Origin of the sequence: Acidithiobacillus sp. 'AMD consortium' (assembly GCF_008926505.1) — a bacterium.
GTDB classification, from domain to species: domain Bacteria; phylum Pseudomonadota; class Gammaproteobacteria; order Acidithiobacillales; family Acidithiobacillaceae; genus Acidithiobacillus; species Acidithiobacillus ferridurans.
In genome coordinates this window covers 475328-502155 of sequence record NZ_CP044411.1, presented here as the reverse complement: position 1 = coordinate 502155, position 26828 = coordinate 475328, and the positions used below count along the sequence as shown (strand labels likewise).

Genomic DNA, 26828 nt, shown 5'->3' with positions numbered 1-26828 from the left:
CATCAAACTGTTCGGATACGTTTTTGAAGCATAACGTAAAAGTGAGGGGCTGCGCGCTTTTGCGCAGTCCCTCTCGACTGCCGGGTTGGGCGTCATTTGAGAGTGCCGCAGCATTTTTTGTATTTCTTCCCGCTGCCGCATGGGCATGGCTCGTTTCGACCAATTTTCTTTGATTGCGATGCCATCTGCTTAGGAGTCGATGCGTTTACAAGTGTTTGCTCGACAACCTGAGACACATTAATTGTTATGTTTTGAGATGGTTGTGGGGATTGGGTAAGCAACGTGATAGCAGCAAGCACTACACCAAGAAAGCCATAAAGCTCTCCTCGATTCTTCGGCAGGATGTCAGCCAGTGAAGAAAGCCCGGGAAGCTCTTGCTTTATCAGTGCAGCAACTTGCTCGTTTGATTGTTGCTTTTCTTTGGCCTCGTGAATTATTTGAACTAAGCGAGACAGCTCTTTAACGGTCCGTTGGGGAGCTGACAATATCTCAATGGTGTTGCCAATAAAATTGAAAACACCGTCTGGGACATGCCCCATGCCTCCACAACTCGGACATGGACCCGACTTGTTTCCAGATAGCGTGACGTTTGACGCGTTCTCAAAGAAAAAACCGGATGGAAATGCTGTTCCACAAGTATCACAGAAGGCTGGGATTGATGGCATGGATGCTTCCTATGATGCCCAACATAATTTAGATTGTACAACGCTACCACATACATGGCGCCTAACGCAACATGATAAATAACCAACATACTGTATCTACAAAACACCGCCCTTTCCTAAAAATTTAGGACAGCCTAAAATTTTCGGGATGGAAAATAGCCAAGCAACTCCCAGCACCCCGCCCAGGCTTCTGGACCAGGTGCGTGCCCGGATCAGGGTGATGCATTACAGCATCCGCACCGAAGAGGCCTATACGGACTGGGCGCGGCGCTTTATTCTTTTTCATCAGAAACGGCACCCCAAAAACATGGGTGCCGCCGAGGTGGAGGCCTTCCTGAGCCATCTCGCCACTGAACGCAGCGTCTCATCCTCTACCCAAAATCAGGCCAAGGCGGCGCTGCTCTTTCTCTACAAGCAGGTTTTGGGTATTGACCTGCCCTGGCTGGATAACATCACCAGCGCCAAACCTTCGCAGCACCTGCCGGTGGTGCTGACACCAACGGAAACCCGCGCCTTACTGCACGAGCTCTCAGGAACGATGTGGCTCATCGCGAGCATGCTCTATGGTACGGGTATGCGTCTGTTGGAGGGTTTGCGCCTCCGGATAAAAGACGTGGAGTTCGAACGCCGCGAAATCGTCATCCGGGATGGTAAGGGGGCTAAAGACCGGGTGACCGTCTTACCGGAAAACATTCTACTACCCCTAAAAAAGCAAATGGAAAAGGCCAAATTACTGCATGATACAGATTTAGAAAACGGTCTTGGGGCGGTCTTTATGCCGGATGCGCTGGCGGTGAAATATCCTTCCAGTGCGCAATCCTGGGGCTGGCAGTATGTGTTCCCGTCTCCTGCATTAAGTATTGATCCGCGTTCCGGGGTACAAAGACGGCACCATATTTATGAGGCGACGGTACAACGCGCAATACGTACTGCGGCAAGCCGTGCCGGCATTGTAAAGCCGGTGACACCCCATGTGTTACGCCACTCCTTCGCAACCCATCTGCTGCAGGCAGGCTACGACATTCGCACCGTGCAGGAGCTTTTAGGACATAAAGACGTAAATACCACTATGATTTATACCCACGTCATGAACAAAGGCGGTCGTGGTATTATCAGCCCGCTGGATATGTAACTCATCCATAACTGCCGCCCATTACCGCCACCAATAGGGCGCCAATAATAACGCTTCCGGCACCAGCGTTTTAATCGCTGCGGGAATTTCCAGCGTTAAACCAGGACGTGGACGAATACTCACCCAGAGCAAATTCGTGCGCATATTGAAATCGGCAAATACCACCCAGGAGCCGTAATGATGCAATACGGCATTGATGATTCGTAGAGTGTGTTGCTGGCGAATACCGCTTTTCTGGCGGAGTCCGGGGAAAATCATGCGGAAATCAGAGAGGAGATGGCCGGCATCGTCGCGGCTGGGGACCCTTTTCCAGAGGGGCTCGGCGAGTTGCAGGCCGGTAAAGGCGGACGGCTTGAGGGACGTCGATGAGGGGGACTTGGGCGCCAGCGGTGATGCGGACATGGGGCTCTCCTGCATAAGCGAGTCACTCTCAGTCTGCCTGCTTCACCGCAGGGCGACAAGACCTTCAGGCGTAGCGCGCGGCGTCCGCTTCGATGATCCTGCGGGCCTCGGCCACACTGGCCCAGTCCTTGAGTTTGACCCACTTGCCGGGCTCCAGGTCCTTGTAGTGTTCGAAGAAATGGCGGATCTGGTGGCGCAGTGGCTCGGGCAGATCGCTGACATCCCGGATAGCGGAGTAACCGGTGGCGACCTTGTCGTGGGGGACGGCGACAATCTTGGCATCGATGCCCTTCTCGTCTTCCATCATCAGTACACCGACCGGCCGGGCGCGGATCACGGCGCCGGGAGCAACGGGCTGGGGTGCCAGAACCAGACAATCGGTAGGATCACCATCGTCGGATAAGGTGTTGGGGATGAAGCCGTAATTAAGCGGGTAGTGCATGGCGGTGAAAAGGAAGCGATCGACCACGATGGCGCCGGATTCTTTATCCAGTTCATATTTGACGGAGGAACCCTGGGGCACCTCGATCACGACGTTGACGTCATCCGGCAGTGACTGGCCGGCCGGGATTTTTTTCAGGTCCATGCAAAAACTCCTTGTGAGTGATCAGGGAAAAAGGTCGCGCACGCGGTCGAGGTCGGCGGCGGTGTCCACACCCGCTGCGGGCGCTTCTGCCGCGCAATATACCGCAATCTGCACGCCGCGCTCCAACGCGCGCATCTGCTCCAGCGATTCGATGGATTCCAGCGGGCTGGCTGGCCAGCAGGCGTAGTCCTGCAAAAAGGCATTGCGGTAGGCGTAGAGACCGAGATGCCGCCACCAGATGCCTGGGGTTTGCGGCAAAGTCTGCCCGCTGCTGAGAGGAAAATGGCTGCGATCCCAGGGAATAGGGGCGCGGGAAAAGTACTGGGCGCAGCCTTCGGCATCGAGCACCAGCTTGACCGAGTGGGGATCGGCAAGATCATCCCAGTGGGTGATGGAGACGGCGGCGGTGGCCATCTGCCGCTGCGGATGATCCTGCAGCAGTTGGGCGGTGGCGTGCAACAGGGCGGGCGTCATGCCCGGCTCGTCACCCTGCAGATTGACGATGATGGCGTCGTTGGCCAGTCCCAGCAGACGCGCGGCTTCCGCCACGCGCTCGGTGCCGCAGACATGCCCCGCGGCGGTCAGCAGAGCTTCACCGCCATAGCTGCGGACGCAGTCGACCACTTCAGGGTGGTCGGCGGCTACCACCACCTGCGCTGCGCCGCTTTCCAGCGCACGCCGCCGCACCTGCTCGATCATGGGGATGCCACCCACGTCCAGCAACACCTTGCGCGGCAAGCGGGTAGATGCCAGCCGGGCGGGGATCAGGACGCAGAAGCTCACGCGGGCTTGTCCTCGTAGGGCTTGGCCTCGTCAATAAGCAGCACCGGGATGTCGTCGCGGATGGGATATTGCAGATGGCAACGCGGACAGCAGAGGGCCTGACGCTGGGCACAGGGTTGCAGACTGCCCTTGCATTGCGGGCAGGCAAGCAGGTCCAGCAGGCGGTGGTCGATACTCATCAGCTTCTCCAGGGCAGCAATGATTGCTCCAGCCAGGGCTGAAAGGAGGGCTCCAGCTCCGCTTCGATGCGCAGGGTCCAGTCGTCGGCCTGCGCGAACTTCCGGCATTTTACGGCATCCTTGGCGGTCATGACGAGGGGGCGGGGCAAATAGGCAATGTCGCTGGCGCAAAAAGCGTGGTGGTCGGGGAAAAATCGGGGGTCAGGAATGGCGCCCAGGGCCTCCAGACTGGCGACAAAACGCTGCGGGCGGGCGATGCCGGTGACCGCCGTTACGTGCTGTCCTTGCAGACTGTCGAGGCTGCGGGAGCGGCCTGGATCGTTGACGGCGACGAGATCCTTGGGTTGGATGCGGAAAAGAAAGCGGGGTGGCCCGCCGTTGCGCTCCGGGATGGCGGCGGTGGCGGCAGCATCCATGAGCAAAGCGTCGGCATGGAGCATGGCGTCCGGGCACTCGCGCAGAGGGCCGGCCGGCAGGCAGTGGCCATTACCCAAAGGGCGTGGGCCGGAGAGCACCAGCAGACGCAGGCTGGGTTGCAGGGCGAGGTGCTGGAAACCGTCATCCAGTAGCGCGAGTTTATAACCATCCGCCGCCGCTGCGGCGATGGCGCGATGGCGGTCAGGGCAAAGATAGACCGCTTGGGTCTGTCCCTGTTCCTGCGCCAGCAACAAGGGCTCATCCCCGGCCTGTTGGGGGCTGTCGTCGCGTTGCACCCGATAGGGCCAGTGCGGGGGCCGGGCACCATAGCCGCGGCTGATGATGGCCACCCGCCAGCCCGCTACCGTGAGTTGCCGTGCCAGCGCCGCCACCAGCGGCGTTTTGCCGCTGCCTCCTACACCCAGGTTGCCGACGACGATGGTGGGGATACTCGCCGCCCTGCCCTGTATGTGCCGCCGCCGCCATTGCGCCACTTTGCCGGTCAGCGCCCCCAGAGGCCGCAAGGCGGTGGCCAGTGCACCACCATCCTGCCATTGCTGCTCCAGAGTCTGACGGAGGGTCACCAGTCAAAAACCCGCTGTAAAAATTCCGGAAGACGTTCGCCCGCATGGCGGCGTTCCTGCCAGAAAATGCGCCGGGTGGCGTCACCACGCTGGCGGGCGGCCATGGCATCCCCACGCAGGGCTTGCCAATGGTCGAGGATTTGCGCGGGCTTCTCCAGGGTGAGGATGGTGTCGGCATCCAATGGTTCGGCGGCGTTCAGCGTCACGCCGGGGCTGACGCTGATGGGCCGGGAGCCCGCATAAACCTGCCACTGCAACATCGGGGAGGCGTTCTGCAGGTGCACCGCCTGCGCTCCGGCGGACAGGGCCGGATACCAGCGATCATCATCGGCGACGACCACCGCCCCGGCGGGCAAGGGCGCACGCTGCCAAGCGGACAGCCTGGGCAGATCTGCCGGCGCGCCGGTACCGCCAAGAAACAGTAAGCCGTGCCGGGACAGGGGCGATGCGGCCCAGGCCCGCCGCCATCCGGCCCATTGGGCGGCGCTCAGCCCTTGCGTCCACCACAGCAGGCCCTCGTCGGTACCGCTGATCATCGTCCGGAAATTGGGGTCTACCTGGGCGATGGTGAACAGGGTGGTGAAGTCCACGGGCTCCTGAACGGCTTCAGTGACCCGCCGCCCGGCCCAGGCCCCGGCCTGGCGCGCATCCCGCGGGTAGACGGCCTCCAGCGGCGCCGGGATCTGCAGGCCAGGATCAGCCGCCATCAGCACGGCGGGAATCTTCCGTCGGCCCAGGGCGGCGGCAAGCCGTGGTCTGGGCGCCCGGCCCAGTGCCAGATAACGCAGGGGCATCAGCCGTTCCAGTATCCGCCCCACCGCCTGGGGATGGTCGCAGGGTCCGAAACCATAGCCGAGCCGCTCGGCACCTTCGGTGTATTGCTCCAGAAGGGCCGGGTACTCGGTCTCGAAGGTCATCACCATGCGCAGGTCGCGGCGCTTTTCGGCCATGGCTTTCGCCAGCTCGATACCCAGCCTTTGCTGGTCAGCATCGCTGAAGCTCTGCATCCACAGGATCGGACCGCGCTCGCCGGGGGCCTTGATCCAGCCCCAGCGGGCGTTGGCCTGCGCCGTTCGTCCGGCGCGCGCATCCTGCCAGCTTGCCCAGCGCGCACGCAGCAGACCGCTTTCGTAATACGTCATGATGTCCCGCCTGTCGGTTCCGTCCGGCCAACCATGGCATCAGCGCGTTGCCGCAGTGCAATCATCTCAGCCTCAAGCGCATGCTGCAAAGCGATCAGGGTATCCGTATTGGCGTCGCGCGGGATCCGCAGCGGTTCGCCCCAGAGGATCACCCCACGTGCGCCCGGCAGGGGCAGCAGAAAACCATCCCAACTGGCGAAGCGTTTCGCCCAGCGTGCCGAATAGGTGACCGGCACGATGGGCAGGCCGGAAATGCGCGCCAATTCGATAACGCCCTCTTGCAGCACTTCGCGGGGACCGCGCGGACCATCGGGGGAGATGGCCAGGTCGTACCCCGCATGAGCGGCCCGCAGCATCCCTCGTGCGCCCCTGACCGCCCCGCGCCGGGTCGACCCGCGCACCGCACCATAGCCCCAGTGTGCCATGGTGGCAGCAATCAGCTCGCCATCCCGATGTTCGCTGACAAGGATTTTTATTTTACGTCCGCCCACTCGCCGGTAGGCCTGGGCGACCATAACCCCCCGCCCATGCCAGAAGGCCAGCAGGAAAGGCTGTCCGGCCTCGATCAGGGCGCGCACGCTGGCATCCCCCTCCTCGTGCCAGCGCACACTGAGGGCCATACCTTTGATGATATAAGCCGCGAGTGCGGCCACCACGCGTAAGGAGCGCCCTTCCAGCCGCACGGGTCAGTGGTTGCTCAGGGTTGCGAAACTGATCCGGGTCAGGCCCGCTTCCTGCGCCGCGTCCAGTACATCGATGACGTACTGCTGCGTCGTATTCTTGTCCGCGCGCAGGACGATCACCCGTTCCGGATCTTTGGCGGCAAGCGCTTTGAGTTGTCCGGCCAGATCGGACATCGGCACCACCTGCTTGTTCATACGCACCTGCCCGGCCGCGCTGAGGTCGATGGTGATAGGGGTTTTCGGCTCACCGGCGGTGGCCTGCTGGGCTTTGGGCAGTTCCATGGAAAGATGGGACTGGTGCACAAAGCTGCTGGTGACCATGAAGAACAGCAGCAGGACCAGCACGATATCGACCATGGAGATCACATTGATCTCCGGTTCTTCGCTCACCCGCGGACGCAGATTCATTTTTCCGCCCCCGCGGCTATCTGATTCACCAGCTTCAGCGCCTCTTTTTCGAGGGACAACACCAACGCATCGACCCGTCCTTTGAAATAGCGATAGAACATCAGGCTGGGGATGGCGACGATAAGACCGCTGGCGGTGGTGATGAGCGCCTCGGCGATGCCGCTCGCCAACGCCTTGGGATCGCCCGCGCCCACCATGCCGATAGCCGCAAACGCATGCATGATGCCGAATACGGTGCCAAGCAGACCCAGCAAGGGCGCCACACCGGCGATACTACCCAGAAAGTTGAGGTAACGATCGAGATGCGCCACTTCATGACGGCCGGTCTCTTCCACCGACTCCTTGATCACGTCGCGCGGCTGTCCTGCGCTCTGGAGCGCCACCAACATCATCCTGGCCAGGGGCGTGTCGTTTTCATACAGCACCTTCACGGCTTGCTGCACCTTGCCCGCGTCCACCAGTTCCCCAACCCGGGGCGCGAGATCACGCGGTGCAATACGTCCCCGCCGCAAGACCCAGAGACGATTACCGGCGATGGCCAAAGCGACGATTGCCGCCAAAATAAGAATCGGCAGAACAAATCCGCCTAACTTGAACAATCCCAGCAACTCTTGCACATCGCCTCCAGAACCCGTTCGATCGTGACGAAGCCGGAATATAGCATATCACCCGGGAAACGGCAGCGACCGGCCCGTGCAGGCGTCCCCGTTCAGGCGCCGGGTTGCCAGTAGGCGGGCGATGGCGGCAGGGCATGACGCAAGCGCCCGGCCTGCCAGGTCCATGTGCCCGGCTTGCCCTCGCCCAGATAAAAGACCCGCGCCTGCGCTGTGGCGGCCGCTAACGCCGCTCTTTCCGTGTTGCCCAGACTGGCAGGGGCAAAGATGGCCTGCGCTCGATGCAACGCGGCGCCGTGCTCCGCGACAAGACGACGGATCGTCGCTGCATCGGCGTCACCCAGAATCAGCACATCGGGTCCGGCACCCCAGGTCACTATGCAGGGCTGGACAGGTGCATTCAAGGTCAGGAAATGCATCTCTGCCGGTGCACCGCCGTCGGCCCGACAGAAGGCCGATGTCGGCGGTCCTCCGGGATAATCGCGGGCTCCCGCCGGCCACCACTGACGGACAGCGACAGGTAGCGGCTGGGGTGCGGAAATGTCGCTGCGCAACCATGCATCCACCCGTGTCACGCCCTGCTGGCGCAGCGCCGCCGTAAGCGCGAGGCTGCCGCTGCGGCGACTGGCCGCCTTCCAGAGATTTGCCGAGAAAATACCGCTCTGTGACCCCTTCTGCCAGAACAGCAGCATGCCGGATCCCGCATCCAGCGCACGCAATTCCAGGTCAGCGGTACCCCCGACGGGGATCAGGAGCGGGACCATGCCCAGCAAAGCCAGGGGGCGCCCCGGCCAGCCCGGCGGCAGAAAAAAGATGCCGAGCCCCAGCACCGCCGCCAGCAAGGCCCAGCTGCGACCCGTACCCGTGCTGACCCGCGCAAATGGGATCTGCAGCAGAATACGCAGCAATGCGGTCACTGCGTCCATTTCCAGCGCCACCAGATGAAAGAGCAGGCGGCTGAGCAGTTCCAGATCCAGCAGTGCCAAAAAAGCGCCTAGCAAGGCCAGGGGCACTGCAAGCATCTCGACCAGCGGGATCACCAACACGTTTGCAATCGGGGAAATCAGGGAAACTTGTCCGAAGAGTCCCGCTAGTAAAGGCATCAGGGCAATGGAAACCATCCACTGGCTGCGCAGCAACGTGCGCCAGCCGCCTTCCCCATAACCGATGGCCACCAACACGGCCACGGCGCCCAGAGAAAGCCAGAATCCCACATCCACCAGCGCGCCGGGGTTTCCGAAGGCGATGAGCAGGGCGGCCAGGGACAGCCCTTGCCAAGCATTGTTTGGGCGTCCCAGCAGATGGGCGAGTGCCGCTGCCGTGATCATCCAGGCGGCGCGCTCGCCGGGAATCTGCATGCCGGCAAAACTGGCATAGCCCCAGGCCGCCGGGATGCTGCAGAGGACTCCCGCCGTCTGCGCCGGCCAGCGAGCGACCAGCCAGGGGATACGCCGCCATAGCCACTGACCGAGCCACAGGGCCAGTCCGGCGACCGCGGCCACGTGGGAACCGGAGATCACCAGCAAGTGGGCGGTGCCCGTATCCCGGTAGACCTGCCAGATCTCCGGCGGGAGCTGGTTACCGACACCAATACTCAGCGCCTGCACAAAACCTGCCGCTTCGCGGTTCAGGGCCATATTGCTGGCATGGAGCACCGCCTCACGGGCCACCGCGATGTCGTCCTGGAGATTCACGCGGGAAACCGGCAACAGCCGGGCATCCTGCAGCCGTGCCACCCCGCCCTCCCCGGCCCAAAAACGCTGCCGGGCGAGGTCCGCAAAGGGGCTGCCGGGCAGGCTGGCAAGAGATTCGCTGTGCAAGCGCAACTGCCAGCGTTGCCCGACTACGGGGACTTCCGGAAGATTGCCGTGAACGAGAATGGTGTCAGGCCGGGCGCCCGCACCTGCCCCTGCCGACCAGTGCTCGGGCGCCACCAGAAAGCGATATTCCCGGCCCCCCGATTGGGGTATGGAAACGATGCGCCCCCGGACACTGAAGTCCTGGCCCACCGGCCACTGTACGGCGAGGCGCAGCTCGGCCTGCCAGATGCCCCAGGCAAAGGCCCCCGCGGCGACGGTCAGCAGCAGCGCAGGCCGCCATTTCCAAGCCAGGAGCAGTCCGGGAAGCGCTACGGCAAGCGGAATCCACAAAGCAGGCAGTTGCCGGAAACTGTGAAAAAACCCCAGCCCCAGCCCTATCGCGATGACCAGAAGCGGCAAGGACGGCCAGGATTTGGCCCAGGGCAGCGGCTTGGCTACACTAGCCCCCTTACAAACCAGGAAATATCGCATTGCGCCTACCTGCATTCTGTCGCCTTCCCACCCGCGAGGACATCCTCAGCAAACGACCGCTGGGGCGCTTTACCCATTACCTGGCCCGCCCGGTACTCTGGCATCCCCATCGCCACAACGTCGCCCGTGCCGCCGCGATCGGCACTTTTATCGGCAGCCTGCCCTTTTTTGGCCATGTTCTGAGCATCCTGCTCATCAGTCTCTGGCGTCGCGCCTATATCCCCGTCGGCGTCGTCATGCCTTTCATCGTGACGGGACCCTTTACCATCGTGCCCTTTTTCTTCGCATCCTATGAACTGGGGTTCTGGCTGCTCACCCAGTTGGGGCTGGCCCCGCCCATCACCATTCATTATGCGGATATCCACGCCATGGTCCATGGACAGATCAGCGTAATGGCCATGGGAGACCGCCTCTGGCATGCCTACCTCCTCACCTGGCTGGGCAGCATCATTCTTGGCGGGGCGCTTGCCCTGGCACTGTACTTTGGAGTACTCGGTGGCTGGCGAATCTGGATACTGTGGCGGCTGCGGCGCCGTCGCCTGCAGCGCAGCAGGTTTTAGCGCATAGCGTCCAGGGGCTGCAGGACACCATCCTGCAGCCGGAGTACGTGCTCCATGTGTGCCGCCAGCGCCGGCTCATGGGTGACGATAACCAGTGCGGTACCCAGTTCCTGATTGAGGTCGAGCATCAGTTGGTGGACACTCTCCGCCGACTCGCTGTCGAGATTGCCGGTGGGTTCGTCGGCGAGAAGCAGTGCCGGGCGGGTAACCAGCGCACGCGCCAGCGCCACCCTTTGCCGTTCGCCGCCGGAGAGCATGCCCGGTTTGTGACCCAGACGTTCACCCAGCCCGACGCGGGTCAGGATTTCCTTGCCCCAGGGTTCTACGGAGCGACGCGGCACCCGGCGTATCAGGAGCGGGAGCAGGACATTCTCCAGTGCCGTGAACTCGGGCAGCAAACGATGTAACTGATAGACGAAACCGACACTCTGATTACGCAAACGGCTGCGCGCCGATTCGCTGAGTTTGTAGACCTCCTGACCGAGGATCCGTACCCCACCCCCGGACGGGCGCTCCAGGCCACCCATGAGGTGCATCAGTGTGCTCTTGCCCTGCCCGGAGGCGCCGACAATCGCCAAGCGTTCGCCACGGTGCACCTGCAGATTGATGTCACGGATGACCTCCAGACGCTCGCGGCCAATGGCGAAGCTCTGCCGCAGATGCTCGACGGAAAGAATGATCTGCTCACTCATAACGCAACGCCTCCGCAGGAGCGACGCGAGAGGCGCGCCAGGAGGGATACAACGTCGCTATCCAGCTCATGATGAGCGCGGCAATGGCCACATGGATCACGTCCCAGGGCTCCAGCTTGGAGGGCAGCTGGCTGATGGAATAAACCTCCGGCGAGATAAACTGGACGTGAAACAACTGCTCGATGGCCGGTACCAGGGTCGGAATATTCCACGCCAGCAACACCCCGAAGAAGACACCGAGGAGCGTGCCAAAGAGTCCGATGATCCCGCCCTGAACCATAAAAATCAGCATGATACTGCGTGGCGTCACGCCGATGGTACGGAGAATGGCGATATCCGTTTCCTTATCGGTGACCACCATCACCAGTGTCGCCACGATGTTGAAGGCGGCGACGGCAATGATCAGCGACAGGATCACAAACATCACCAGTTTCTCCATGCTCAGGGCCTTGAAGAAGTTCTCGTGGGTCTGAGTCCAGTCCTGGATATAAAAAGCGGCGCCAAGCTGCTGTTGCAGATGGGCGGCGAAGGCCGGGGCAGCAAAGGGGTCTTTGATCTGCATGCGCAGGCCCGTCACGCCCTGGTTCAACCCGTAGAGCCGCTGCGCATCGCCCAGATTGATATAGGCCATGCCGCTGTCGTAGGCGTAAATGCCGACGGAAAAGAGCCCCACCACCGTGAACTGGCGCAGGGCGGGGGTTACCCCCAGTGGGGTCACGCCCCCCTGCGGCGAAATCAGGGTGATCTTGTCCCCTACGGTCACGCCCAGTTGCCGCGCGAGGGCTCGTCCGAGGACGATACTCCAGGGGTGAGTCTGCAGGGACTGCAACTCACCCATTTTCATGTCCTGGTTGAGCTTGTTGACGCGGTTCTCCAACGCCGGGTCGATGCCTTCGATCACCGCGCCACTGACCAGCCCGTCGTGGGAGAGCATGGCCTGCGCCTGCACATAGGGCGCCACTCCGGTCACATCGGGAACCGTCGAAAGGCGCTTCACCGCCGTCGGCCAGTCCAGTACCGGCACCCCGTTGCCCTGAATGATGACATCGGAGGTCACCGCCAGAATCCGCGAACGCAGGGTATGGTCGAAACCATTCATCACCGCCATGACCGCGATAAGCGCGGCCACCCCGATGACCATGCCCATGATCGCCGTGCCGGTGATGAAGGAAATGAAGTGATTGCGGCGCTTGGCGCGGGTGTAACGCAGCCCGATCCAAAGCTCATAAAACCTCATGACTGTTCCGGCCGCAGATGGGGGAAGAGAATCACCTCGCGAATGCTGGGCTGGTCGGCAAGCAACATGACCAGGCGGTCGATGCCCAGCCCCACCCCTGCGGTCGGCGGCATGCCATATTCCAGGGCGCGGATATAGTCGGCGTCGAAGAACATCGCCTCCTCGTCCCCGGCATCCTTGGCCTCGACCTGCGCCCGGAAGCGGGCGGCCTGGTCTTCGGGGTCGTTCAACTCGGAAAAGCCGTTGGCCAGCTCGCGGCCGGCGATCATCAGCTCGAAACGATCCGTGACCTCGGGGTCGAGATCGTTGCGGCGCGCCAGCGGACTGACTTCCAAGGGATACTCGGTGATGAAGGTGGGCTGCTGGAGCTGGCCTTCCACCGTCTTCTCGAAGATTTCGATGAGACGCTTGCCCCAGCCCCAGGCAGGCTGACAGGGCAGGTGCAACTGCGCGAGTTTGGCAGCCAGCACTGCGGGGTCCCGCAGATCCGCATCCGCCAGATCGGGGTTATGGGCACGCACCGATTCCGTCACCGTCAAGCGGTGGAAGGGTTTGCCGAGGTCGATTTCCAGCCCTTGATAGCTGATCGCCGTAGTGCCCAGGGCCGCTTGTGCCGCGGCGCGGATCAGCGTCTCGGTGAGATCCATGGCGCGCACGTGATCGGCGTAGGCCTCGTACCATTCGAGCATGGTGAACTCGGGGTTATGACGAGTGGAAATACCTTCGTTGCGGAAGTTGCGGTTGATCTCGAAGACCTGCTCAATGCCACCCACCACCAGCCGCTTGAGGTACAGCTCCGGGGCGATACGCAGGTAAAGGGTCATGTCGAGGGCATGGTGGTGGGTAACGAAGGGCCGCGCCGTGGCACCACCGGGGACCGGCTGCATCATGGGCGTCTCCGCTTCATAAAAGCCGCGCTGGCGCAGGCCATCGCGCAGGGCCGCCACCGTTTCCGCACGAATCTGGAAGGTGCGGCGGGTGGCCTCGGTGACGATCAGATCGACATAACGCTGGCGGAAGCGGGTTTCCGGGTCGGCGAGCCCGTGCCATTTTTCCGGCAGCGGACGCAGGGCCTTGCTCAGCAGTTGCAGGCTATGCACCTTCAGGGACAATTCACCGGTCTTGGTGCGGAACAGGATACCATCCACACCGATGATGTCGCCCAAATCCAGGCCCTTGAAGCGCGCGTAGACCTCTTCGCCCAGGTTATCGCGACTGACAAAGAGTTGAATACGCCCGGACTGATCCTGAATGTCGGCGAAACTGGCCTTGCCCATCACCCGGCGGCTCATCAGCCGCCCGCCGAGCCGCGCCTCGATGGGCTCCTGCTCCAGCGCCGTGGCGTCCATATCGCCATAACGCTCCTGCAGGTCGCCCGCCAGGGCATCGCGGCGGAAGCCGTTGGGATAGGCATGGCCTTCGCTGCGCCAGTGTCCCAGCTTGTCGCGCCGCACCTGCATCTGGTCATTGAGTTCCTGATCCACCATCCCGTCCCCTTCCTGCGAAATACCGAGTGACTACCGCTTACAACCCAGCCTTCAACGCCGCTTCAATGAATATATCCAGCGCCCCATCGAGCACCTTCTGGGTATCGCCCACTTCGACCCCGGTGCGCAGGTCTTTGATCCGCGACTGGTCCAGCACATAGGAGCGAATCTGATGCCCCCAGCCGATATCGCTTTTGCTGTCTTCCAGCGCCTGCTTCTCGACGGCACGTTTCTGCATCTCCATCTCATAGAGTTTGGAGCGCAACATGCGCATGGCCTCGGCCCGGTTCTTGTGCTGCGAGCGGTCGGTCTGGCAGGCCACGACAATGCCCGAGGGCACATGGGTGATACGAATGGCCGAGTCGGTCTTGTTGATGTGCTGACCACCCGCTCCGCTGGCCCGGTAGGTGTCCACCTTGAGGTCTGCCGGATTGATATCCACCTCGAAACTATCGTCAATTTCGGGATAAACAAAGACGCTGGCGAAGCTGGTATGACGGCGATTGCCGGAGTCGAAAGGCGATTTGCGCACCAGGCGATGGACGCCGGTTTCGGTACGCAGCCAGCCGAAGGCGTGGTCACCGCGCACATGGATGCTGGCCGACTTGATGCCCGCCACTTCCCCCTCGGAGACCTCCACCAGTTCCGCCGCAAAGCCATGGGACTCGGCCCAGTGCAGATACATGCGCAAAATCATTTCCGCCCAGTCCTGCGCCTCGGTGCCGCCCGCGCCGGCCTGAATATCCACAAAGCAGTTTGCCGCATCCTGCGCGCCGGAGAACATGCGCTGAAATTCCAGCTTCTCGACCATGGCCAGCGCGGTGTCGAGATCCGCATCGACTGCGGCGAGGAGTTCTTCGTCCTGCTCGCTCAGGGCCAATTCCAGCATCTCGCCGCCATCGGCGAGACTCGCGGTGAGCTTGTCCATGGGCGTGATGATGGCTTCCAGAGCAGACCGTTCGCGACCCAGCTCCTGAGCCTTTTCGGCGTTGTTCCAGATGGTCGGGTCTTCCAGCTCCCGTTGAACTTCTTCTAGGCGAGCGCGCTTTTCTTCGAGGTCAAAGATACCCCCTCAGGCCCGCGACGCGGACCTGGAGATCTTCGTGCAGCGCACGCATCTCATTCACTTCTCTCATGATTCTTCCTTTTCCATCCGGCTGCGTCAGGGCCATACCCGCGCACCCGGTTGCCCTGCACGCAAAGGCCGTAATTATGCGCAGTTTCGGCGCTGATCTCCAGCAGTGTTTTTCCGCAGGCGGGATTCCAAATTGGAATTATTGGCTAAACCGGCTGGTCGCCGACCAGCGCCATATGCCGAATCCGCAATTGCAGGGTAGTCGTATCCCGGAATGTATTCACATCCAGTTCGTAAGCCATGAGTACCGTCTGCCCGACTTCGACCGGGCAGACGCCATTTTCCACGGCGCCGAACCAGATGGCGTCGTAGCCCGTCGCATCTATTTTCACGACCAGTTTCAGATGCCTGCCGTCGCCTACCGGGCGGACCTGTTCAATCCGGCCGTGGCTTCTGAAAACGGGGTGCTCCCATTGGCGACCAAAGGGTTCCAGGACCGCCAGTTCTTCCACAACGGCGAAGCTGGGAGCCACCTCCAGAGGACCATCGGTGACAATCTCCGGACCGGCCCTCTGGTCACGCAATGCGCTTGCGGCGATAGAGGCCCACGCTTCCGCAAAGCGCCGCAGACCATCGCGCTTCAAGGTCACCCCGCCGGCGCCGGCATGTCCACCCCAGGCGATGAAATCATCGGGATAACGGCCGGCTATCTCCGCCAGGGCATCCCGCACATGAAAGCCATGCACGGTTCTCAGCGAGGCGGTGATATGTTCGCCCTCGGCCTTGGGCGAGAAATAAGCGACGGGTCTGCCAAAGGACTCCGCCAGTCGCGCCGCACAAATGCCGTGGACACCCGCGTGGCCTTCGGGATCAAAGATCGTAATCGCCGCCGCGCCATCCCGAACCTGCTGTACCGCCTGTTTTGCGCTTCGTTGCAGCATGTTCGACTGGACCGCCTTACGTTCGGTGTTGTGCTCCACAAAATGCAGCGCCAGTCCTTCCGCCACCGGGACGCTATCACTCATGAGCAGATCCACACTGCCCAGCGCCGAATCCAGGCGTCCGCGGGCGTTGATGACGGGCGCAAAACTGAATGCCAGGGTAGCGGCGGTAATGGGGCCTTTGCAATTCGTGGCGACATACAGTGCCTGCCAGGCGGGCCGCGCCGCCGGCGCGTTCATGATCGCCAGTCCGCGGGCGATAATCGCCTTGTTATTGGTGGATCGCGCCAGATTGACGCAGTCGGCCATGGTTCCCAGGGCAACCAGATCCAAAAGAGCGCCGAGTTTTGGCGCACTGACGGGAAGATGGCCGTCCTGAATCAATCGCTGGCGAACCGCGCAGCACAGCAGCCATGCCACCTGCACGCCCGCGATGTAAGGATCGGGAAACGCCGAATCCTCGCGCACCGGGTTTACGCAAGCCACGGCTGCAGGGGGCGGCCCATCCGCGGGCACACCGTGATGATCCGTGACGATGACGGTAAAACCATGATCCCGCAGCCGGGCGATCCGTTCGTGATCCGTGCTCCCCTGATCCGCGGTAATGATCAAAGCGGGGTGGGGGGCCTCCGCGATGATGCGGTCCGTCAGGGTTTCGGTGACGCCGTAACCATCGCGCAGACGATGTCCGATATAGCTGTGAATCCGCGCTTCCGGGACGCCGAAATAATCCCGGAACGCAAACTTCAGCACCGCGTGGGCCGAAGCGCCATCGGCATCGAAGTCGGAAATCAGGAGGATGGGCAACCCTTGTTTTATGGCGGAGACGATACATTCAGAAGCGATGTCGATATCGGGGAGCAGGTCGGGCGGGGTGAGGCCACTCAACTGCAGATTCAGCAAAGCCGGCAGCTTCGCCACATCCGCATCACTCAATCTGCCGGCGATGATCCGGGCCTGGAGCGGGGTGTATCCGAGTTCCAGAGCCGCGCGCAATATCGCCGCTGCCACAGGACGATCGACAACACGAACGGCTTCCGCAGCCATCTACCAGACTCCCGGCAGCGCATGGCCGGGCCGGGCCGGTCTGCGCCAGAAGCGCCAGCGATCCGCACGACGAAGCGTAAGGCGCTCTATACCGCCGCTGGCGAGCACACCCGTCAAGCACTCCAGGCGCCCGTCACTCCGCCACAGGGATCGCAGGGCCGGGACCAGCGCCGCAAAGGATTTCGCCGTATCCGGGTAGAGCCAGGCCCCGGACCAGACCCAGAGCAGATCATCGGGCAGTTCCGTCGCGGCCTGCAACACTTTGGAATAGGATAGCGGCAGGCCGAGCCAGCCGGCCGCAGCCTGCAGATAGTCGGCCTCCGCCGCCACGATCTTCCACTTCGGAATGGGCCGCACAGAAGGCAATCGCCCCTCCCCCCAGGCCCAGAACAGACACCAGGAGTCCTGCCCGCTGGCATCGATATCCTGATTGACGGGATGGGCGGCGAGGAGCATCTGCAACTCATTGAGGAAGGCATTCCAGCGCCGGGCATCGGCACCAGTGACTTGCAAGGCCAGGGGCTCGCGGCCCCAGACTCGTTCGGGATCGGGGCAGTGCAGGTCGGGCGTAGCGGTGGCCAGCGCATACCAGCGCCTGGCACCGCGCCGCAGAGTCCAGGGCGCATCCGCCATATGCGCCACCGCCGCCGCGAAGAGCGCCTCTGCCGAGTCCTCAACCAGACCCGGCAGAGGCTGTAACACCGCCCGCCCCGCCTGACCGCGAAACGTCACCGGCTCCAGGGCGATGACCCAGTGCCCTGCGGTCGCTATACCCTCGGACTCCGCAAGCAATGCCGCGGCGGGCAACAAGCCCCCGAAACCCAGCAAATGCCCCGCCACCTCCAGAGAGGAGCCAGCCGTCAACCGCTCCGCCCGCCCACGCCCCCAGTAACGCGGCAACACCGCGCCCAGGTCATCCTCCGGCACGCCGCGCAATCCCGACAGCCAGAGGCAGAGATCCGCCATCAGCGATCCAGGATGGCGCGCTGCACCGCCTCCAGACTGGCGTCCACGGTGAACACTTCGCCACCCTGAGCGATGGCGGTATCGGGATCTTTCAGGCCATGCCCGGTGAGGGTACAGACTACCGTTGCGCCCGCTTCCATCTTTCCGGCGCGGGCCGCAGCAACCACCCCCGCCACCGAAGTCGCCGAGGCCGGTTCGCAGAAAACGCCCTCATATTGCGCCAGCCAGCGCTGCGCCTCCAGAATCTCGGCATCGCTATGCCCGCCAAACCAACCGCCGCTTTCCGCCTGCACCCGATGCGCCTGATCCCAGGACATGGGGTGGCCGATACGGATGGCCGTGGCGATGGTCTCGGGGTCCTTCACATAGTGGCCGACGATGAAGGGGGCACTGCCTGCTGCCTGAAAACCCAGCATCTTCGGTCGTTTTCCCACCTTACCGTGACCGTAGCTACAGGTGCCATTACAGAACTTGCAGCAGGCGGTCAAAGACTGGGACTTGTCGGTCCGCCCGTCGGTGGCTTCACAATAACCCATCCAGTGGGCGGTGATATTGCCGGCATTACCCACCGGCAGGGCATGATAATCGGGCGCTTCACCCAATGCTTCGATGATCTCGAAGGCCGCCGTCTTCTGACCCTGCAAGCGGTAAGGGTTCACCGAATTCACCAGGGTGATCGGTGCATTGGCCGCCACTTCCTGGACGATCTGCATGCCCACATCGAAGTTGCCACGAATCTGCAACACCATGGCACCATGCATCATCGCCTGAGAGAGCTTGCCGAGGGCAATCTTGCCTTCCGGGATCACTACGAAGGCGCGCATTCCCGCCCGCGCCGCATAGGCCGCCGCTGCCGCCGAAGTGTTGCCGGTGGAGGCGCAGATCACCATTTCGCTGCCGTCTTCCTTGGCCTTGGTCACCGCCATGGCCATACCACGGTCCTTGAAGGAGCCGGTGGGATTCAGGCCCTCGAATTTGAGGAAAAGGCGGATGTCGAGACCAAGCTGGCGGGGCAGATTGATGCATTCGATCAGCGGCGTATTGCCCTCACCCAAGCTCACCGCCGGAGTCTCGGGAGCCAGGGGCAGAAAGGCGCGGTAATGGTCGATAATGCCGGTATAACGGGTCATGAAGTTATCCTGATTTAAGATGAAATGCCAAAATTCGGTGTAGCTGCCGGATCACCCTTCCGCCAAACTCTCGACGCGCAGGCGCAGTATGGGCTGAACGACCACTGGCAGGGCTTCCATGCGGGCGATGGCCTGCTCCAGGTCACCCTCCCGGCAGCGGTGCAGCAGCAGGACGATGGGCACACTGTCTGCCTCCGGCGTCTCTTTCTGCACCAACGCTTCGATGGAAATCTCATATTCCGCCAACATCGTCGCCACCTGTGCCAGCACACCGGCACGGTTATGGGCGTGGATGCGCAGATAGTAAGCGCTCTCCACCTCGGCCATGGGCAGCAGCGGCAAGGCACTCATGGCATCGGGCTGGAAGGCGAGATGGGGCACCCGGTTGCTGGGATCGGCGGTCATGGTCCGCGCCACATCCACCAAATCTGCCACCACGGCGCTGGCTGTTGGATCGCCGCCCGCACCGCGTCCATAATAAAGGCTCTGCCCCGCCGCATCGCTCTCCACCAGAATCGCGTTGAAGGGTCCCTCCACATTGGCCAGCAGATGGCTATGGGGAATCAGGGTCGGATGTACCCGCAACTCGACGCCATCCGCGCGGCGCCGCGCAATACCCAGCAACTTGATGCGATAGCCCAGATCGGCGGCATAGGCCACATCGGTCCGTTCCAGCGCACGGATGCCTTCCACATGACAATGGGCGAAATCCACCGGAATACCGAAAGCAATGGACGCCATCAAGGTAATCTTGTGCGCGGCATCGCCGCCATCCACATCCAGCCCCGGATCGGCCTCGGCATAACCCAGCCGCTGCGCCTCAGCCAGGGCCTGCTGAAAGTCCCAACCTGCGTGGAACATCTGGGAGAGGATGTAGTTGCTGGTGCCGTTGATAATGCCCGCCAGCCACTGAATGCGGTTGCCCGCCAGCCCCTCGCGGATCGCCTTGATGATGGGAATGGCACCCGCCACCGCCGCCTCGAAAGCAACCATCACCCCCTGCGCCTGCGCCGCCGCGAAAATCTCGTTGCCATGCTCGGCCAGCAGGGCCTTGTTGGCGGTCACCACATGTTTACCCGCCGCGATAGCCGCCAGCAGCAGGCTCAGGGCAGGTTCCTGCCCACCCATCACTTCGACGATCACATCCACTTCGGGATCACGTACCACCGCCCAGGGATCGCTGCTGATCCGCGCATCCAGCCCCAATCCTTCCAAACGCGCCGGATTACGCGCCGCCGCATGGACCACCCGTAGCTCCCGCCCGACCCGACGGGTGATTTCTTCGGCATTGCGCTCCAGCACCCGCACCGTTCCCTGGCCGACAGTGCCCATGCCAAGAATACCGATCCGTACCGGGGCCATATCCTCCGCCATTACAGATCCTCACGAAACAGGTGTTTAATGCCGCGGATAGCCTGACGGGTACGGTGCTCATTCTCCACCAGCCCGAACCGCACATATTCGTCGCCCAGGTCACCGAAACCGATCCCCGGACTTACCGCCACCTTGGCGCGGTCCAGTACCAGCTTGGAGAATTCCAGCGAGCCCATCCTGCGCAGCGATTCGGGAATCCGCGCCCAGACGAACATGGTCGCCTTGGGCTTGTCGACTGCCCAGCCCGCGGCGTCCAGCCCCTCGCAGAGCACGTCGCGGCGCTGCTCGTACATCAGGCGGATGTCTTCAACACAGTCCTGCGGCCCTTCCAACGCGGTGATGGCTGCCACCTGAATGGGGGTAAAGGTGCCGTAATCCAGATAACTCTTCATCCGCGCCAGGGCGCCCACCAGCTTCGGGTTTCCCACCGCAAAGCCCACCCGCCAGCCGGGCATGTTGTAGCTCTTGGAAAGGGTGAAGAACTCGACGCCCACGTCCTTGGCCCCTGGCACCTGCAAAAAGCTCGGCGCTTTATAGCCATCAAAGACGATATCCGCATAGGCCAGATCATGCACCACCCAAATACGGTGTTCCTTGGCAAACGCCACGATCCGCGCGAAAAAGTCCAGATCCACGACCGCCGCCGTCGGATTGTGGGGGAAGTTGATCACCAGCATCTTCGGCTTCGGCCACGCCGCCCTGACCGCTTTTTCCAGTTCTTCGAAAAAATCCACCCCCGGTAGCATCGGCACATGGCGCACATCGGCGCCCGCTATCACGAAACCGTAGGGGTGGATGGGATAAGTCGGGCTGGGCACCAGCACCGTATCGCCGGGGCCCACGGTCGCCAGTGCCAGGTGGGCGATGCCCTCCTTGGAACCGATGGTGACGATGGCCTCGGACTCGGGATCGAGCTGCACACCGTAACGGCGCTCATACCAGGTCGTAATGGCGCGGCGCAGGCGGGGAATGCCGCGCGACACGCTGTAGCGATGGGTGTCACCCCGTTGTGCCGTTTCACAGAGCTTATCGACGATGTACTGCGGCGTGGGCTGGTCGGGGTTCCCCATACCAAAGTCGATGATATCCTCGCCCCGCTTGCGGGCCTGATTCTTGAGGTCCGTAACGATGTTAAACACGTAGGGGGGCAGACGACGGATACGTTCAAAGTCACTGTTCATGTGGCGTGGGCCTTCAGGGTTGTAGCGAATGCCGAAACCGATGAACAATAGAGAGGCGGCGCGGGCCTGTCAATCCGCGCAGGGGAAGAATCTCATGAAATTACATCTGCAGCGCGACACCCATCGCAATGTCATCCATGCCTACGGGCCGCAGGGCATCGTCATTCACGGCGAAAATTACGGACAGGGGCTGCTGGTCGGCGCCGAGTGGCTGCACAGTCCCTGGGGGCCGGAACATGCCGACGCCCTTGAACTCTCGCACTTTGACGAGGTCGTGACACGCCGGCCCGATATCATGCTGCTGGGCACCGGCAAGCATCAGCATTTTCCGCTGGAGTTGCTGCGCGCCCTGCGCACCGCCGGACTGGCGGTGGAGGTGATGGACACCAGCGCCGCCTGCCGCACCTACAACATCCTGCTGGCCGAAGATCGCATGGTCATCGCTGCGCTGTTGCCGCCCGTGGCCTGAAATCTGCGGAATCGGCCAGGCGTCAACCGAACAGGCCCTCGGGTGCCAACCCTTCCGCTTCGATGCGCTGGCGCAACACCAGCAGCGCCTCCACCTGAATCTGGCGCACCCGCTCCCGGGTAATGCCGAGGCGGGAGCCCACCTCTTCCAACGTCGCCCCGTCCGTACCGTCCAGCCCGAAGCGCCAGAGCAGCACGAGGCGATGTTTTTCGGCCATGGTCGCAATCCAATGGTGCACCTGTCGGGAAAGACTCTGGTTCTCCAGCCGCTGTTCCACGCCTACTGCGTTGGTGTCTGCCACCAGGTCGGCCAGGGAACGATCCGACCCCCTGCCGTAGGGCATATCCAGGCTTGTCACCCGGCCATCCATTTCCAGGCAATCGCGGACCGCGTCGACGGAACGATCCAAAGCTTCTGCCACCTCTTCCGGCGTCGGGTCCCGCTGCAGAGTTTGTGCAAGACAGCGGGTGACGCGCAGCACCGCGCTGAGTTCCTTCATCACGTGAATGGGCAGGCGGATGGTGCGAGTCTGATTCATCAGCGCCCGCTCGATATTCTGACGAATCCACCAGGTCGCATAGGTAGAGAAGCGAAAGCCGCGTTCCGGATCAAATTTCTCCACCGCACGGATCAGCCCGAGGTTGCCCTCTTCGATCAGGTCCAGAAGTGGCAAGCCCCGGTTGAGGTAGTGTCGCGCCACTTTTACTACCAGGCGGAGATTGCTCTCTATCATGGTGCAACGCGCAGCCTGATCGCCAGCCTGCACCAGGCGCCCCAGGGTCACTTCCTGCTCCGCTGTCAGCAGCGGGCTGTGTCCGATCTCCCGAAGATAACAGCGGGTGGCATCCCAGTCGGGCGTCTCGCCGAAATCTTCCGCTCCATCGATCTTTTCCGGAGCATCCTCGTCCTGTTCCGATATCGGGGATGCATCTGGACCCCCCCCGTCCTCATCCTCGTCTCCGATCGCGTTTATCATCCGCACACTCTCCTGAGGCCACAGAAACGGTACCCGCTAGCAAGGGGACAAAATGGCAACTGCCCAGCGCGATCACCCGCGCAGCGTTACCATCCCAATGACTGACCTGCAAATGCTGCCCCCCTCCCTCCTCCACCGGCATTACCAGACTGCCTCCGGCGCACAACTGGCGGTAAAGGGGCGCCAGTGCGCAGGGCACGGCAGCGGTAATGACAATTGCGTCAAAGGGGGCTTTTTCCGGCCAGCCGCCGCTGCCATCGCCATGCTGCAGATGCACCTGGCGATAGCCCAGCCTGCCCAGCAATGCGGTCGCCCTTTCTTGCAGCGGGCCGATACGCTCGATACTGAAGACCTCCGCCCCTAGCTCCGCCAGCACGGCGGTCTGGTAAGCAGACCCTGTACCGATCTCCAGCACTCGCCGGGGGACCTCCTCCCGCTCCTCCAGAATCGCTTCCATCATCCGCGCCACCATCCAGGGCTGGGAGATGGTCTGCCCGTAACCAATGGGCAGCGATACCGGCTCATAGGCCCGTCCCGCCAGTGCCTGGGCGACAAAGCGATGACGCGGAACCCGGTTCATCGCGTCCAGCACCCGCTCATCACGGATGCCGTCCGCGCGCAGACGGAGCACCATTCTTCCCCGCGTGCGCGGGGAAATCATGCCGACTTCACGACTCAGGGCTAGCAACGAAGCAGCCATTGACTCAAGCCCTCCAGAAAATTGTAACGGGTCATATCCAGGTCCAGCGGGGTAATGGAAACATAACCGCGACGCACTGCGTCAAAGTCGGTACCGGGACCGGCGTCTGCTTCACGCCCGGAAGGGCCAATCCAGTAAACGGGATCGCCGCGGGGATCCGCCGCCGGTATCACCATGTCGCTCTTGTGGCGACGCCCCAGGCGCGTCACTTCAAATCCACGGATTTCATCGTAGGGCAAATCCGGCACGTTCACATTGAGGATGGTATCGGCAGGCAGCGCGTGACTCAGCACCCCGGTCACCAGTTTGGCGGCGACCCGCGCCGCAGTCGAAAAGTGGGTGCAATCGCGCCCGGCCAAGGAAACCGCCATGGCGGGCAGCCCCAGGAAACGCCCCTCGGTGGCTGCGGCCACGGTGCCTGAGTAGAGCACATCGTCCCCCATGTTGGCTCCCCGGTTGATGCCCGAGATTACCATATCCGGTGTTTCCGCGAAAATTCCGGTGACTGCGAGGTGAACGCAGTCGGTAGGCGTACCGCCGATCAGATAGTGAAATCCGTTGAGCCCGGTGCGCATCCGCAGAGGCCGGTCCAGGGTGAGGGAGTTGCTGGCGCCGCTCCGGTCCTGCTCCGGCGCCAGTACTTCCAGATCGCCCAAAGGCTTTATCGCTTCCGCAAGTGCCGCCAGTCCCGGTGCCAGATAACCATCGTCGTTACTAATCAAGAAACGCGGCATCAGGTCTCCAAAAGGCAGGCAGTGACTACTTTGGCGTTATAGTAAGCTACGATACGCCTCCGGGTCTATCCTCCTCCGCGCACGCACCACTCCCCGCAGACTAATGCGCCGCGCGCGCTGACGCCGCTGGCGCCGGGTTTTCATTCTGCACCTGCTGAATCTGCCGCTGCAGCAACAATACCCGCAACTGCGCCGCATCCATCACCTGTTTCAGGCCGTTTACCCGCTCCAGGTAGCGCGCATAATTGCGCTCATTTCCGGTGCGGATGGCCTTGCCCTGCTCATAGTCTTTTGTCGCCTGAATCAGGGTCAGCCGCGCCGCGAGCAATTCCCCCTGCAGACGCTTCAATGCCGGGTTCGCCGCAGGCCGGGCGGCGGGCGTGGGCACGGCGGGTTCCGGCGTCGAAGTGGCACCGGCGACCACCGACCCAGGCATCGGCGTACTGGCCGAAACCTGTGGCGCCCCGGAAATCTGTTCGACGCCTTTGGCACCCGGCGGCGGAGTTTCACCGTAGCTGACTACGCCACCGCCACCCACCCAGCGATAAATGGTTGATGCATCCACGGAAGTGCTGATCAGAAAGGCCGACAGGAAAATACACGCTCCCGCCGTTGCTAAATGCTTTGATTCACCTTTACCGGACGTAAAAGGGGATTCCCTGTACTTCATCAGCCTGTTCTCCTGACCAGCGCGGCATTTCCGTATATGGTCGCCAAGCCCCGTATTGTCAAGGTGGCATAAAAAAAGCCCCGCCTAAAGCACGGGGCTGATGATACCGGGGGAAAGACCGCAACGGCAGGGAGTACCCGGTCTCAGAGACTGTAGTACATCTGGAACTCCACCGGATGGGTGGTCACGCGCAGGGTCTGCACTTCGGCCCATTTCACGTCCAGATATCCTTCCAGCCAGCTCTCGGAGAACACCCCACCCTTCATGAGGAAGTCATGGTCGGCTTCCAGGGCACGCAGGGCTTCTTCCAGAGAGGCGGCCACACCGGGGATATTGGCCTGTTCCTCGGCGGGCAGGTCGTAAAGATTCTTGTCCATGGCGTCGCCGGGATGGATTTTGTTCTGGATACCGTCCAGACCCGCCATCAGCATGGCAGAGAATGCCAGGTAGGGGTTGGCGGTAGAGTCCGGAAAACGCACTTCGATGCGCCGTGCCTTGGGACTGTTGACGTAGGGAATGCGGATGGATGCCGAACGGTTCTTGGCGGAGTAGGCGAGTAGCACCGGGGCCTCGAAATGAGGTACCAGACGCTTGTAGCTGTTGGTACTGGGGTTGGTCAACGCATTGACCGCCTTCGCGTGTTTAATGATGCCGCCGATGTAATACAGCGCGATTTCCGACAATCCGCCGTACAGATCTCCCGCGAAGATGTTCTTGCCGTCCTTGCCGAGGGACTGGTGGACGTGCATGCCGCTGCCGTTGTCACCGACGACGGGCTTGGGCATGAAGGTGGCCGTCTGGCCGTAGGCCGCCGCCACGTTGTGGACGACATACTTGAGGATCTGCACCTCATCCGCCTTGCGGGTCAGCGTATTGAAACCGACGCCGATTTCGTGCTGCCCGGCCGTGGCCACCTCATGGTGATGGACTTCCACTTTCAGACCCATCTCTTCCATGGCCAGGCACATGGCCGAGCGCAGGTCCTGAGCGGAGTCCACCGGCGGAACCGGGAAATACCCCCCCTTCACGCCGGGGCGATGGCCCATATTGCCGGATTCATATTCCTTGCCCGAATTCCAGGCGGCTTCTTCGGCGTCTACCTTGTAGGCGCAACCACTCATATCGATATTCCAGGTCACGGAATCGAATACGAAGAATTCGTTTTCGGGACCGAAGAAAGACGTGTCGGCAATACCGGTGCTCTTCAGGTAGATTTCGGCGCGCTTGGCCACGGAGCGGGGATCGCGCTCATAGCCCTGACCAGTGGCGGGCTCGATGACGTCGCAGCGGAGAAGAAGCGTGGTTTCATCCATAAAGGGGTCGAGCACCGCAGAATCCGGGTCAGGCAGAAGAATCATGTCGGACTCGTTGATGCCCTTCCAGCCGGCGATGGAGGAGCCGTCAAAAGCCTTGCCTTCGGTAAAGGTGTCTTCTTCGATGACATGCCCGGGAACGGAGACGTGCTGCTCCTTACCCTTGGTATCCGTAAAACGGAAATCAATGAACTTGATGTCTTTTTCCTGAATCAATTTGACCACATCACTGGGGCTGTAACCCATTTGCTTCTCCTCCAATCAAGAAATATGTACGACCCGAAACAAACTCTCTTAACAAAATTCATACCAGACTATAACCGGAGCAAGGGATGCATAACCCCATAGATGTTGCACCAATAGCGTGCATTATTATGGTGCAACACCAAA

Annotated in this window: 28 protein-coding genes; 3 read left to right on the top strand and 25 right to left on the bottom strand. The window is 61.9% G+C overall.

The window, feature by feature from the left end; translation table 11 throughout:
- Positions 1-92: 92 nt before the first annotated feature.
- A complete protein-coding gene (locus tag F6A13_RS15530) occupies positions 93-539 on the bottom strand; it encodes an SEC-C metal-binding domain-containing protein (RefSeq protein WP_215890783.1) in 447 nt (148 codons plus the stop codon).
- A gap of 274 nt (positions 540-813) precedes the next feature.
- Between F6A13_RS15530 and F6A13_RS02755 the strand changes: the two genes are divergently transcribed.
- Positions 814-1797, top strand: coding sequence for an integron integrase (locus F6A13_RS02755; protein ID WP_126604925.1), 984 nt, complete (start codon positions 814-816; stop codon positions 1795-1797).
- A 21-nt stretch (positions 1798-1818) separates the two neighbouring features.
- On the opposite strand, the gene F6A13_RS02750 is transcribed toward F6A13_RS02755, so the two are convergent.
- The 10 genes from F6A13_RS02750 to F6A13_RS02705 all read right to left on the bottom strand — a co-directional run bounded on the left by F6A13_RS02750 (position 1819) and on the right by F6A13_RS02705 (position 9886).
- Positions 1819-2199 carry a hypothetical protein gene (locus F6A13_RS02750; protein WP_126604923.1) on the bottom strand — a complete coding sequence of 127 codons (381 nt, stop codon included), beginning with the start codon at positions 2197-2199 and terminating at the stop codon, positions 1819-1821.
- 64 nt (positions 2200-2263) lie between these two features.
- Complete coding sequence (gene ppa / locus F6A13_RS02745) at positions 2264-2785, bottom strand: inorganic diphosphatase (RefSeq protein ID WP_113526861.1); 522 nt, start codon at positions 2783-2785, stop codon at positions 2264-2266.
- Positions 2786-2806: 21 nt separating this feature from the next.
- Positions 2807-3568: a 3-deoxy-manno-octulosonate cytidylyltransferase gene (gene kdsB / locus F6A13_RS02740; RefSeq protein WP_126604922.1), complete on the bottom strand. Its 762-nt coding sequence runs from the start codon at positions 3566-3568 to the stop codon at positions 2807-2809.
- Positions 3565-3747, bottom strand: a complete 183-nt coding sequence (locus F6A13_RS02735; protein WP_009566883.1) for a Trm112 family protein — start codon at positions 3745-3747, stop codon at positions 3565-3567. The genes kdsB and F6A13_RS02735 overlap by 4 nt, the downstream gene beginning before the upstream one ends.
- Positions 3747-4748, bottom strand: a complete 1002-nt coding sequence (gene lpxK / locus F6A13_RS02730) for a tetraacyldisaccharide 4'-kinase (RefSeq protein WP_126604920.1) — start codon at positions 4746-4748, stop codon at positions 3747-3749. The genes F6A13_RS02735 and lpxK overlap by 1 nt, the downstream gene beginning before the upstream one ends.
- A complete protein-coding gene (locus F6A13_RS02725) occupies positions 4745-5890 on the bottom strand; it encodes a glycosyltransferase N-terminal domain-containing protein (RefSeq protein WP_126604918.1) in 1146 nt (381 codons plus the stop codon). The genes lpxK and F6A13_RS02725 overlap by 4 nt, the downstream gene beginning before the upstream one ends.
- Positions 5887-6573, bottom strand: a complete 687-nt coding sequence (locus F6A13_RS02720; protein WP_113526865.1) for a lysophospholipid acyltransferase family protein — start codon at positions 6571-6573, stop codon at positions 5887-5889. Before F6A13_RS02720 ends, F6A13_RS02725 begins: the two co-directional genes overlap by 4 nt.
- A gap of 3 nt (positions 6574-6576) precedes the next feature.
- On the bottom strand, positions 6577-6981 hold the full coding sequence (locus tag F6A13_RS02715; protein ID WP_126604916.1) for an ExbD/TolR family protein: 405 nt from the start codon (positions 6979-6981) through the stop codon (positions 6577-6579).
- The gene (locus F6A13_RS02710) at positions 6978-7598 is read right to left on the bottom strand and encodes a MotA/TolQ/ExbB proton channel family protein (RefSeq protein ID WP_126604914.1); all 621 of its coding nucleotides are present in this window, start codon (positions 7596-7598) and stop codon (positions 6978-6980) included. The genes F6A13_RS02715 and F6A13_RS02710 overlap by 4 nt, the downstream gene beginning before the upstream one ends.
- A gap of 92 nt (positions 7599-7690) precedes the next feature.
- Complete coding sequence (locus F6A13_RS02705) at positions 7691-9886, bottom strand: ComEC/Rec2 family competence protein (RefSeq protein WP_225981920.1); 2196 nt, start codon at positions 9884-9886, stop codon at positions 7691-7693.
- Here F6A13_RS02705 and F6A13_RS02700 point away from each other — a divergent pair.
- Positions 9886-10446 carry a DUF2062 domain-containing protein gene (locus tag F6A13_RS02700; protein WP_113526868.1) on the top strand — a complete coding sequence of 187 codons (561 nt, stop codon included), beginning with the start codon at positions 9886-9888 and terminating at the stop codon, positions 10444-10446. The genes F6A13_RS02705 and F6A13_RS02700 overlap by 1 nt on opposite strands.
- Here the strand turns inward: F6A13_RS02700 and F6A13_RS02695 are convergent.
- The 9 genes from F6A13_RS02695 to alaC form a co-directional block, all read right to left on the bottom strand.
- Entirely contained in the window at positions 10443-11138 is a 696-nt protein-coding gene (locus F6A13_RS02695; RefSeq protein ID WP_126604912.1) for an ABC transporter ATP-binding protein, read from the bottom strand. The genes F6A13_RS02700 and F6A13_RS02695 overlap by 4 nt on opposite strands.
- Positions 11131-12375 (bottom strand): lipoprotein-releasing ABC transporter permease subunit, encoded by a 1245-nt coding sequence (locus tag F6A13_RS02690; RefSeq protein ID WP_113526870.1) that lies wholly within the window; start codon positions 12373-12375, stop codon positions 11131-11133. Before F6A13_RS02690 ends, F6A13_RS02695 begins: the two co-directional genes overlap by 8 nt.
- On the bottom strand, positions 12372-13862 hold the full coding sequence (lysS, locus tag F6A13_RS02685; protein WP_113526871.1) for a lysine--tRNA ligase: 1491 nt from the start codon (positions 13860-13862) through the stop codon (positions 12372-12374). The genes F6A13_RS02690 and lysS overlap by 4 nt, the downstream gene beginning before the upstream one ends.
- Before the next feature lie 37 nt (positions 13863-13899).
- Positions 13900-14998, bottom strand: a protein-coding gene (prfB, locus tag F6A13_RS02680; protein WP_126604910.1) for a peptide chain release factor 2 whose coding sequence is annotated in 2 segments (ribosomal slippage) — positions 13900-14922 and positions 14924-14998 — 1098 coding nt in all. Because the reading frame shifts where the segments join, the coding sequence is not laid out codon by codon here.
- Positions 14999-15143: 145 nt separating this feature from the next.
- The gene (locus F6A13_RS02675) at positions 15144-16925 is read right to left on the bottom strand and encodes a single-stranded-DNA-specific exonuclease RecJ (protein WP_126604908.1); all 1782 of its coding nucleotides are present in this window, start codon (positions 16923-16925) and stop codon (positions 15144-15146) included.
- The gene (locus tag F6A13_RS02670) at positions 16926-17891 is read right to left on the bottom strand and encodes a hypothetical protein (protein ID WP_126604906.1); all 966 of its coding nucleotides are present in this window, start codon (positions 17889-17891) and stop codon (positions 16926-16928) included.
- A complete protein-coding gene (gene thrC / locus F6A13_RS02665) occupies positions 17891-19021 on the bottom strand; it encodes a threonine synthase (protein WP_126604904.1) in 1131 nt (376 codons plus the stop codon). The genes F6A13_RS02670 and thrC overlap by 1 nt, the downstream gene beginning before the upstream one ends.
- A gap of 51 nt (positions 19022-19072) precedes the next feature.
- Positions 19073-20395: a homoserine dehydrogenase gene (locus tag F6A13_RS02660; protein WP_126604902.1), complete on the bottom strand. Its 1323-nt coding sequence runs from the start codon at positions 20393-20395 to the stop codon at positions 19073-19075.
- Positions 20395-21576 (bottom strand): alanine transaminase, encoded by a 1182-nt coding sequence (gene alaC, locus F6A13_RS02655; RefSeq protein ID WP_113526878.1) that lies wholly within the window; start codon positions 21574-21576, stop codon positions 20395-20397. The genes F6A13_RS02660 and alaC overlap by 1 nt, the downstream gene beginning before the upstream one ends.
- A gap of 94 nt (positions 21577-21670) precedes the next feature.
- Between alaC and F6A13_RS02650 the strand changes: the two genes are divergently transcribed.
- Positions 21671-22045 carry an Mth938-like domain-containing protein gene (locus F6A13_RS02650; RefSeq protein ID WP_113526879.1) on the top strand — a complete coding sequence of 125 codons (375 nt, stop codon included), beginning with the start codon at positions 21671-21673 and terminating at the stop codon, positions 22043-22045.
- 22 nt (positions 22046-22067) lie between these two features.
- On the opposite strand, the gene rpoS is transcribed toward F6A13_RS02650, so the two are convergent.
- The 5 genes from rpoS to glnA form a co-directional block, all read right to left on the bottom strand.
- Positions 22068-23021 carry an RNA polymerase sigma factor RpoS gene (gene rpoS, locus F6A13_RS02645; protein ID WP_113526880.1) on the bottom strand — a complete coding sequence of 318 codons (954 nt, stop codon included), beginning with the start codon at positions 23019-23021 and terminating at the stop codon, positions 22068-22070.
- The gene (locus tag F6A13_RS02640) at positions 22993-23721 is read right to left on the bottom strand and encodes a protein-L-isoaspartate(D-aspartate) O-methyltransferase (RefSeq protein WP_151528020.1); all 729 of its coding nucleotides are present in this window, start codon (positions 23719-23721) and stop codon (positions 22993-22995) included. Before F6A13_RS02640 ends, rpoS begins: the two co-directional genes overlap by 29 nt.
- Positions 23703-24455 carry a 5'/3'-nucleotidase SurE gene (surE, locus tag F6A13_RS02635; RefSeq protein WP_012536155.1) on the bottom strand — a complete coding sequence of 251 codons (753 nt, stop codon included), beginning with the start codon at positions 24453-24455 and terminating at the stop codon, positions 23703-23705. The genes F6A13_RS02640 and surE overlap by 19 nt, the downstream gene beginning before the upstream one ends.
- Before the next feature lie 100 nt (positions 24456-24555).
- Positions 24556-25125: a DUF4124 domain-containing protein gene (locus F6A13_RS02630; protein WP_113526882.1), complete on the bottom strand. Its 570-nt coding sequence runs from the start codon at positions 25123-25125 to the stop codon at positions 24556-24558.
- A gap of 143 nt (positions 25126-25268) precedes the next feature.
- A complete protein-coding gene (glnA, locus tag F6A13_RS02625) occupies positions 25269-26684 on the bottom strand; it encodes a glutamate--ammonia ligase (RefSeq protein WP_113526883.1) in 1416 nt (471 codons plus the stop codon).
- Positions 26685-26828: the final 144 nt, after the last annotated feature.

Excerpts from the sequence above, each read along its gene's own strand:
- F6A13_RS15530 (WP_215890783.1), bottom strand. The coding sequence starts at position 539 with ATGGGGCATGTCCCAGACGGTGTTTTCAATTTTATTGGCAACACCATT.
- rpoS (WP_113526880.1), bottom strand. The coding sequence starts at position 23,021 with ATGATAAACGCGATCGGAGACGAGGATGAGGACGGGGGGGGTCCAGAT.
- F6A13_RS02750 (WP_126604923.1), bottom strand. The coding sequence starts at position 2,199 with ATGTCCGCATCACCGCTGGCGCCCAAGTCCCCCTCATCGACGTCCCTC.
- F6A13_RS02690 (WP_113526870.1), bottom strand. The coding sequence starts at position 12,375 with ATGAGGTTTTATGAGCTTTGGATCGGGCTGCGTTACACCCGCGCCAAG.
- F6A13_RS02650 (WP_113526879.1), top strand. The coding sequence starts at position 21,671 with ATGAAATTACATCTGCAGCGCGACACCCATCGCAATGTCATCCATGCC.
- alaC (WP_113526878.1), bottom strand. The coding sequence starts at position 21,576 with ATGAACAGTGACTTTGAACGTATCCGTCGTCTGCCCCCCTACGTGTTT.
- F6A13_RS02630 (WP_113526882.1), bottom strand. The coding sequence starts at position 25,125 with ATGAAGTACAGGGAATCCCCTTTTACGTCCGGTAAAGGTGAATCAAAG.
- F6A13_RS02695 (WP_126604912.1), bottom strand. The coding sequence starts at position 11,138 with ATGAGTGAGCAGATCATTCTTTCCGTCGAGCATCTGCGGCAGAGCTTC.
- lysS (WP_113526871.1), bottom strand. The coding sequence starts at position 13,862 with ATGGTGGATCAGGAACTCAATGACCAGATGCAGGTGCGGCGCGACAAG.
- F6A13_RS02725 (WP_126604918.1), bottom strand. The coding sequence starts at position 5,890 with ATGACGTATTACGAAAGCGGTCTGCTGCGTGCGCGCTGGGCAAGCTGG.
- F6A13_RS02705 (WP_225981920.1), bottom strand. The coding sequence starts at position 9,886 with ATGCGATATTTCCTGGTTTGTAAGGGGGCTAGTGTAGCCAAGCCGCTG.
- F6A13_RS02670 (WP_126604906.1), bottom strand. The coding sequence starts at position 17,891 with ATGGCGGATCTCTGCCTCTGGCTGTCGGGATTGCGCGGCGTGCCGGAG.
- thrC (WP_126604904.1), bottom strand. The coding sequence starts at position 19,021 with ATGACCCGTTATACCGGCATTATCGACCATTACCGCGCCTTTCTGCCC.
- F6A13_RS02735 (WP_009566883.1), bottom strand. The coding sequence starts at position 3,747 with ATGAGTATCGACCACCGCCTGCTGGACCTGCTTGCCTGCCCGCAATGC.
- F6A13_RS02675 (WP_126604908.1), bottom strand. The coding sequence starts at position 16,925 with ATGGCTGCGGAAGCCGTTCGTGTTGTCGATCGTCCTGTGGCAGCGGCG.
- F6A13_RS02660 (WP_126604902.1), bottom strand. The coding sequence starts at position 20,395 with ATGGCGGAGGATATGGCCCCGGTACGGATCGGTATTCTTGGCATGGGC.
- F6A13_RS02715 (WP_126604916.1), bottom strand. The coding sequence starts at position 6,981 with ATGAATCTGCGTCCGCGGGTGAGCGAAGAACCGGAGATCAATGTGATC.
- surE (WP_012536155.1), bottom strand. The coding sequence starts at position 24,455 with ATGCCGCGTTTCTTGATTAGTAACGACGATGGTTATCTGGCACCGGGA.
- F6A13_RS02755 (WP_126604925.1), top strand. The coding sequence starts at position 814 with ATGGAAAATAGCCAAGCAACTCCCAGCACCCCGCCCAGGCTTCTGGAC.
- F6A13_RS02640 (WP_151528020.1), bottom strand. The coding sequence starts at position 23,721 with ATGGCTGCTTCGTTGCTAGCCCTGAGTCGTGAAGTCGGCATGATTTCC.
- ppa (WP_113526861.1), bottom strand. The coding sequence starts at position 2,785 with ATGGACCTGAAAAAAATCCCGGCCGGCCAGTCACTGCCGGATGACGTC.
- glnA (WP_113526883.1), bottom strand. The coding sequence starts at position 26,684 with ATGGGTTACAGCCCCAGTGATGTGGTCAAATTGATTCAGGAAAAAGAC.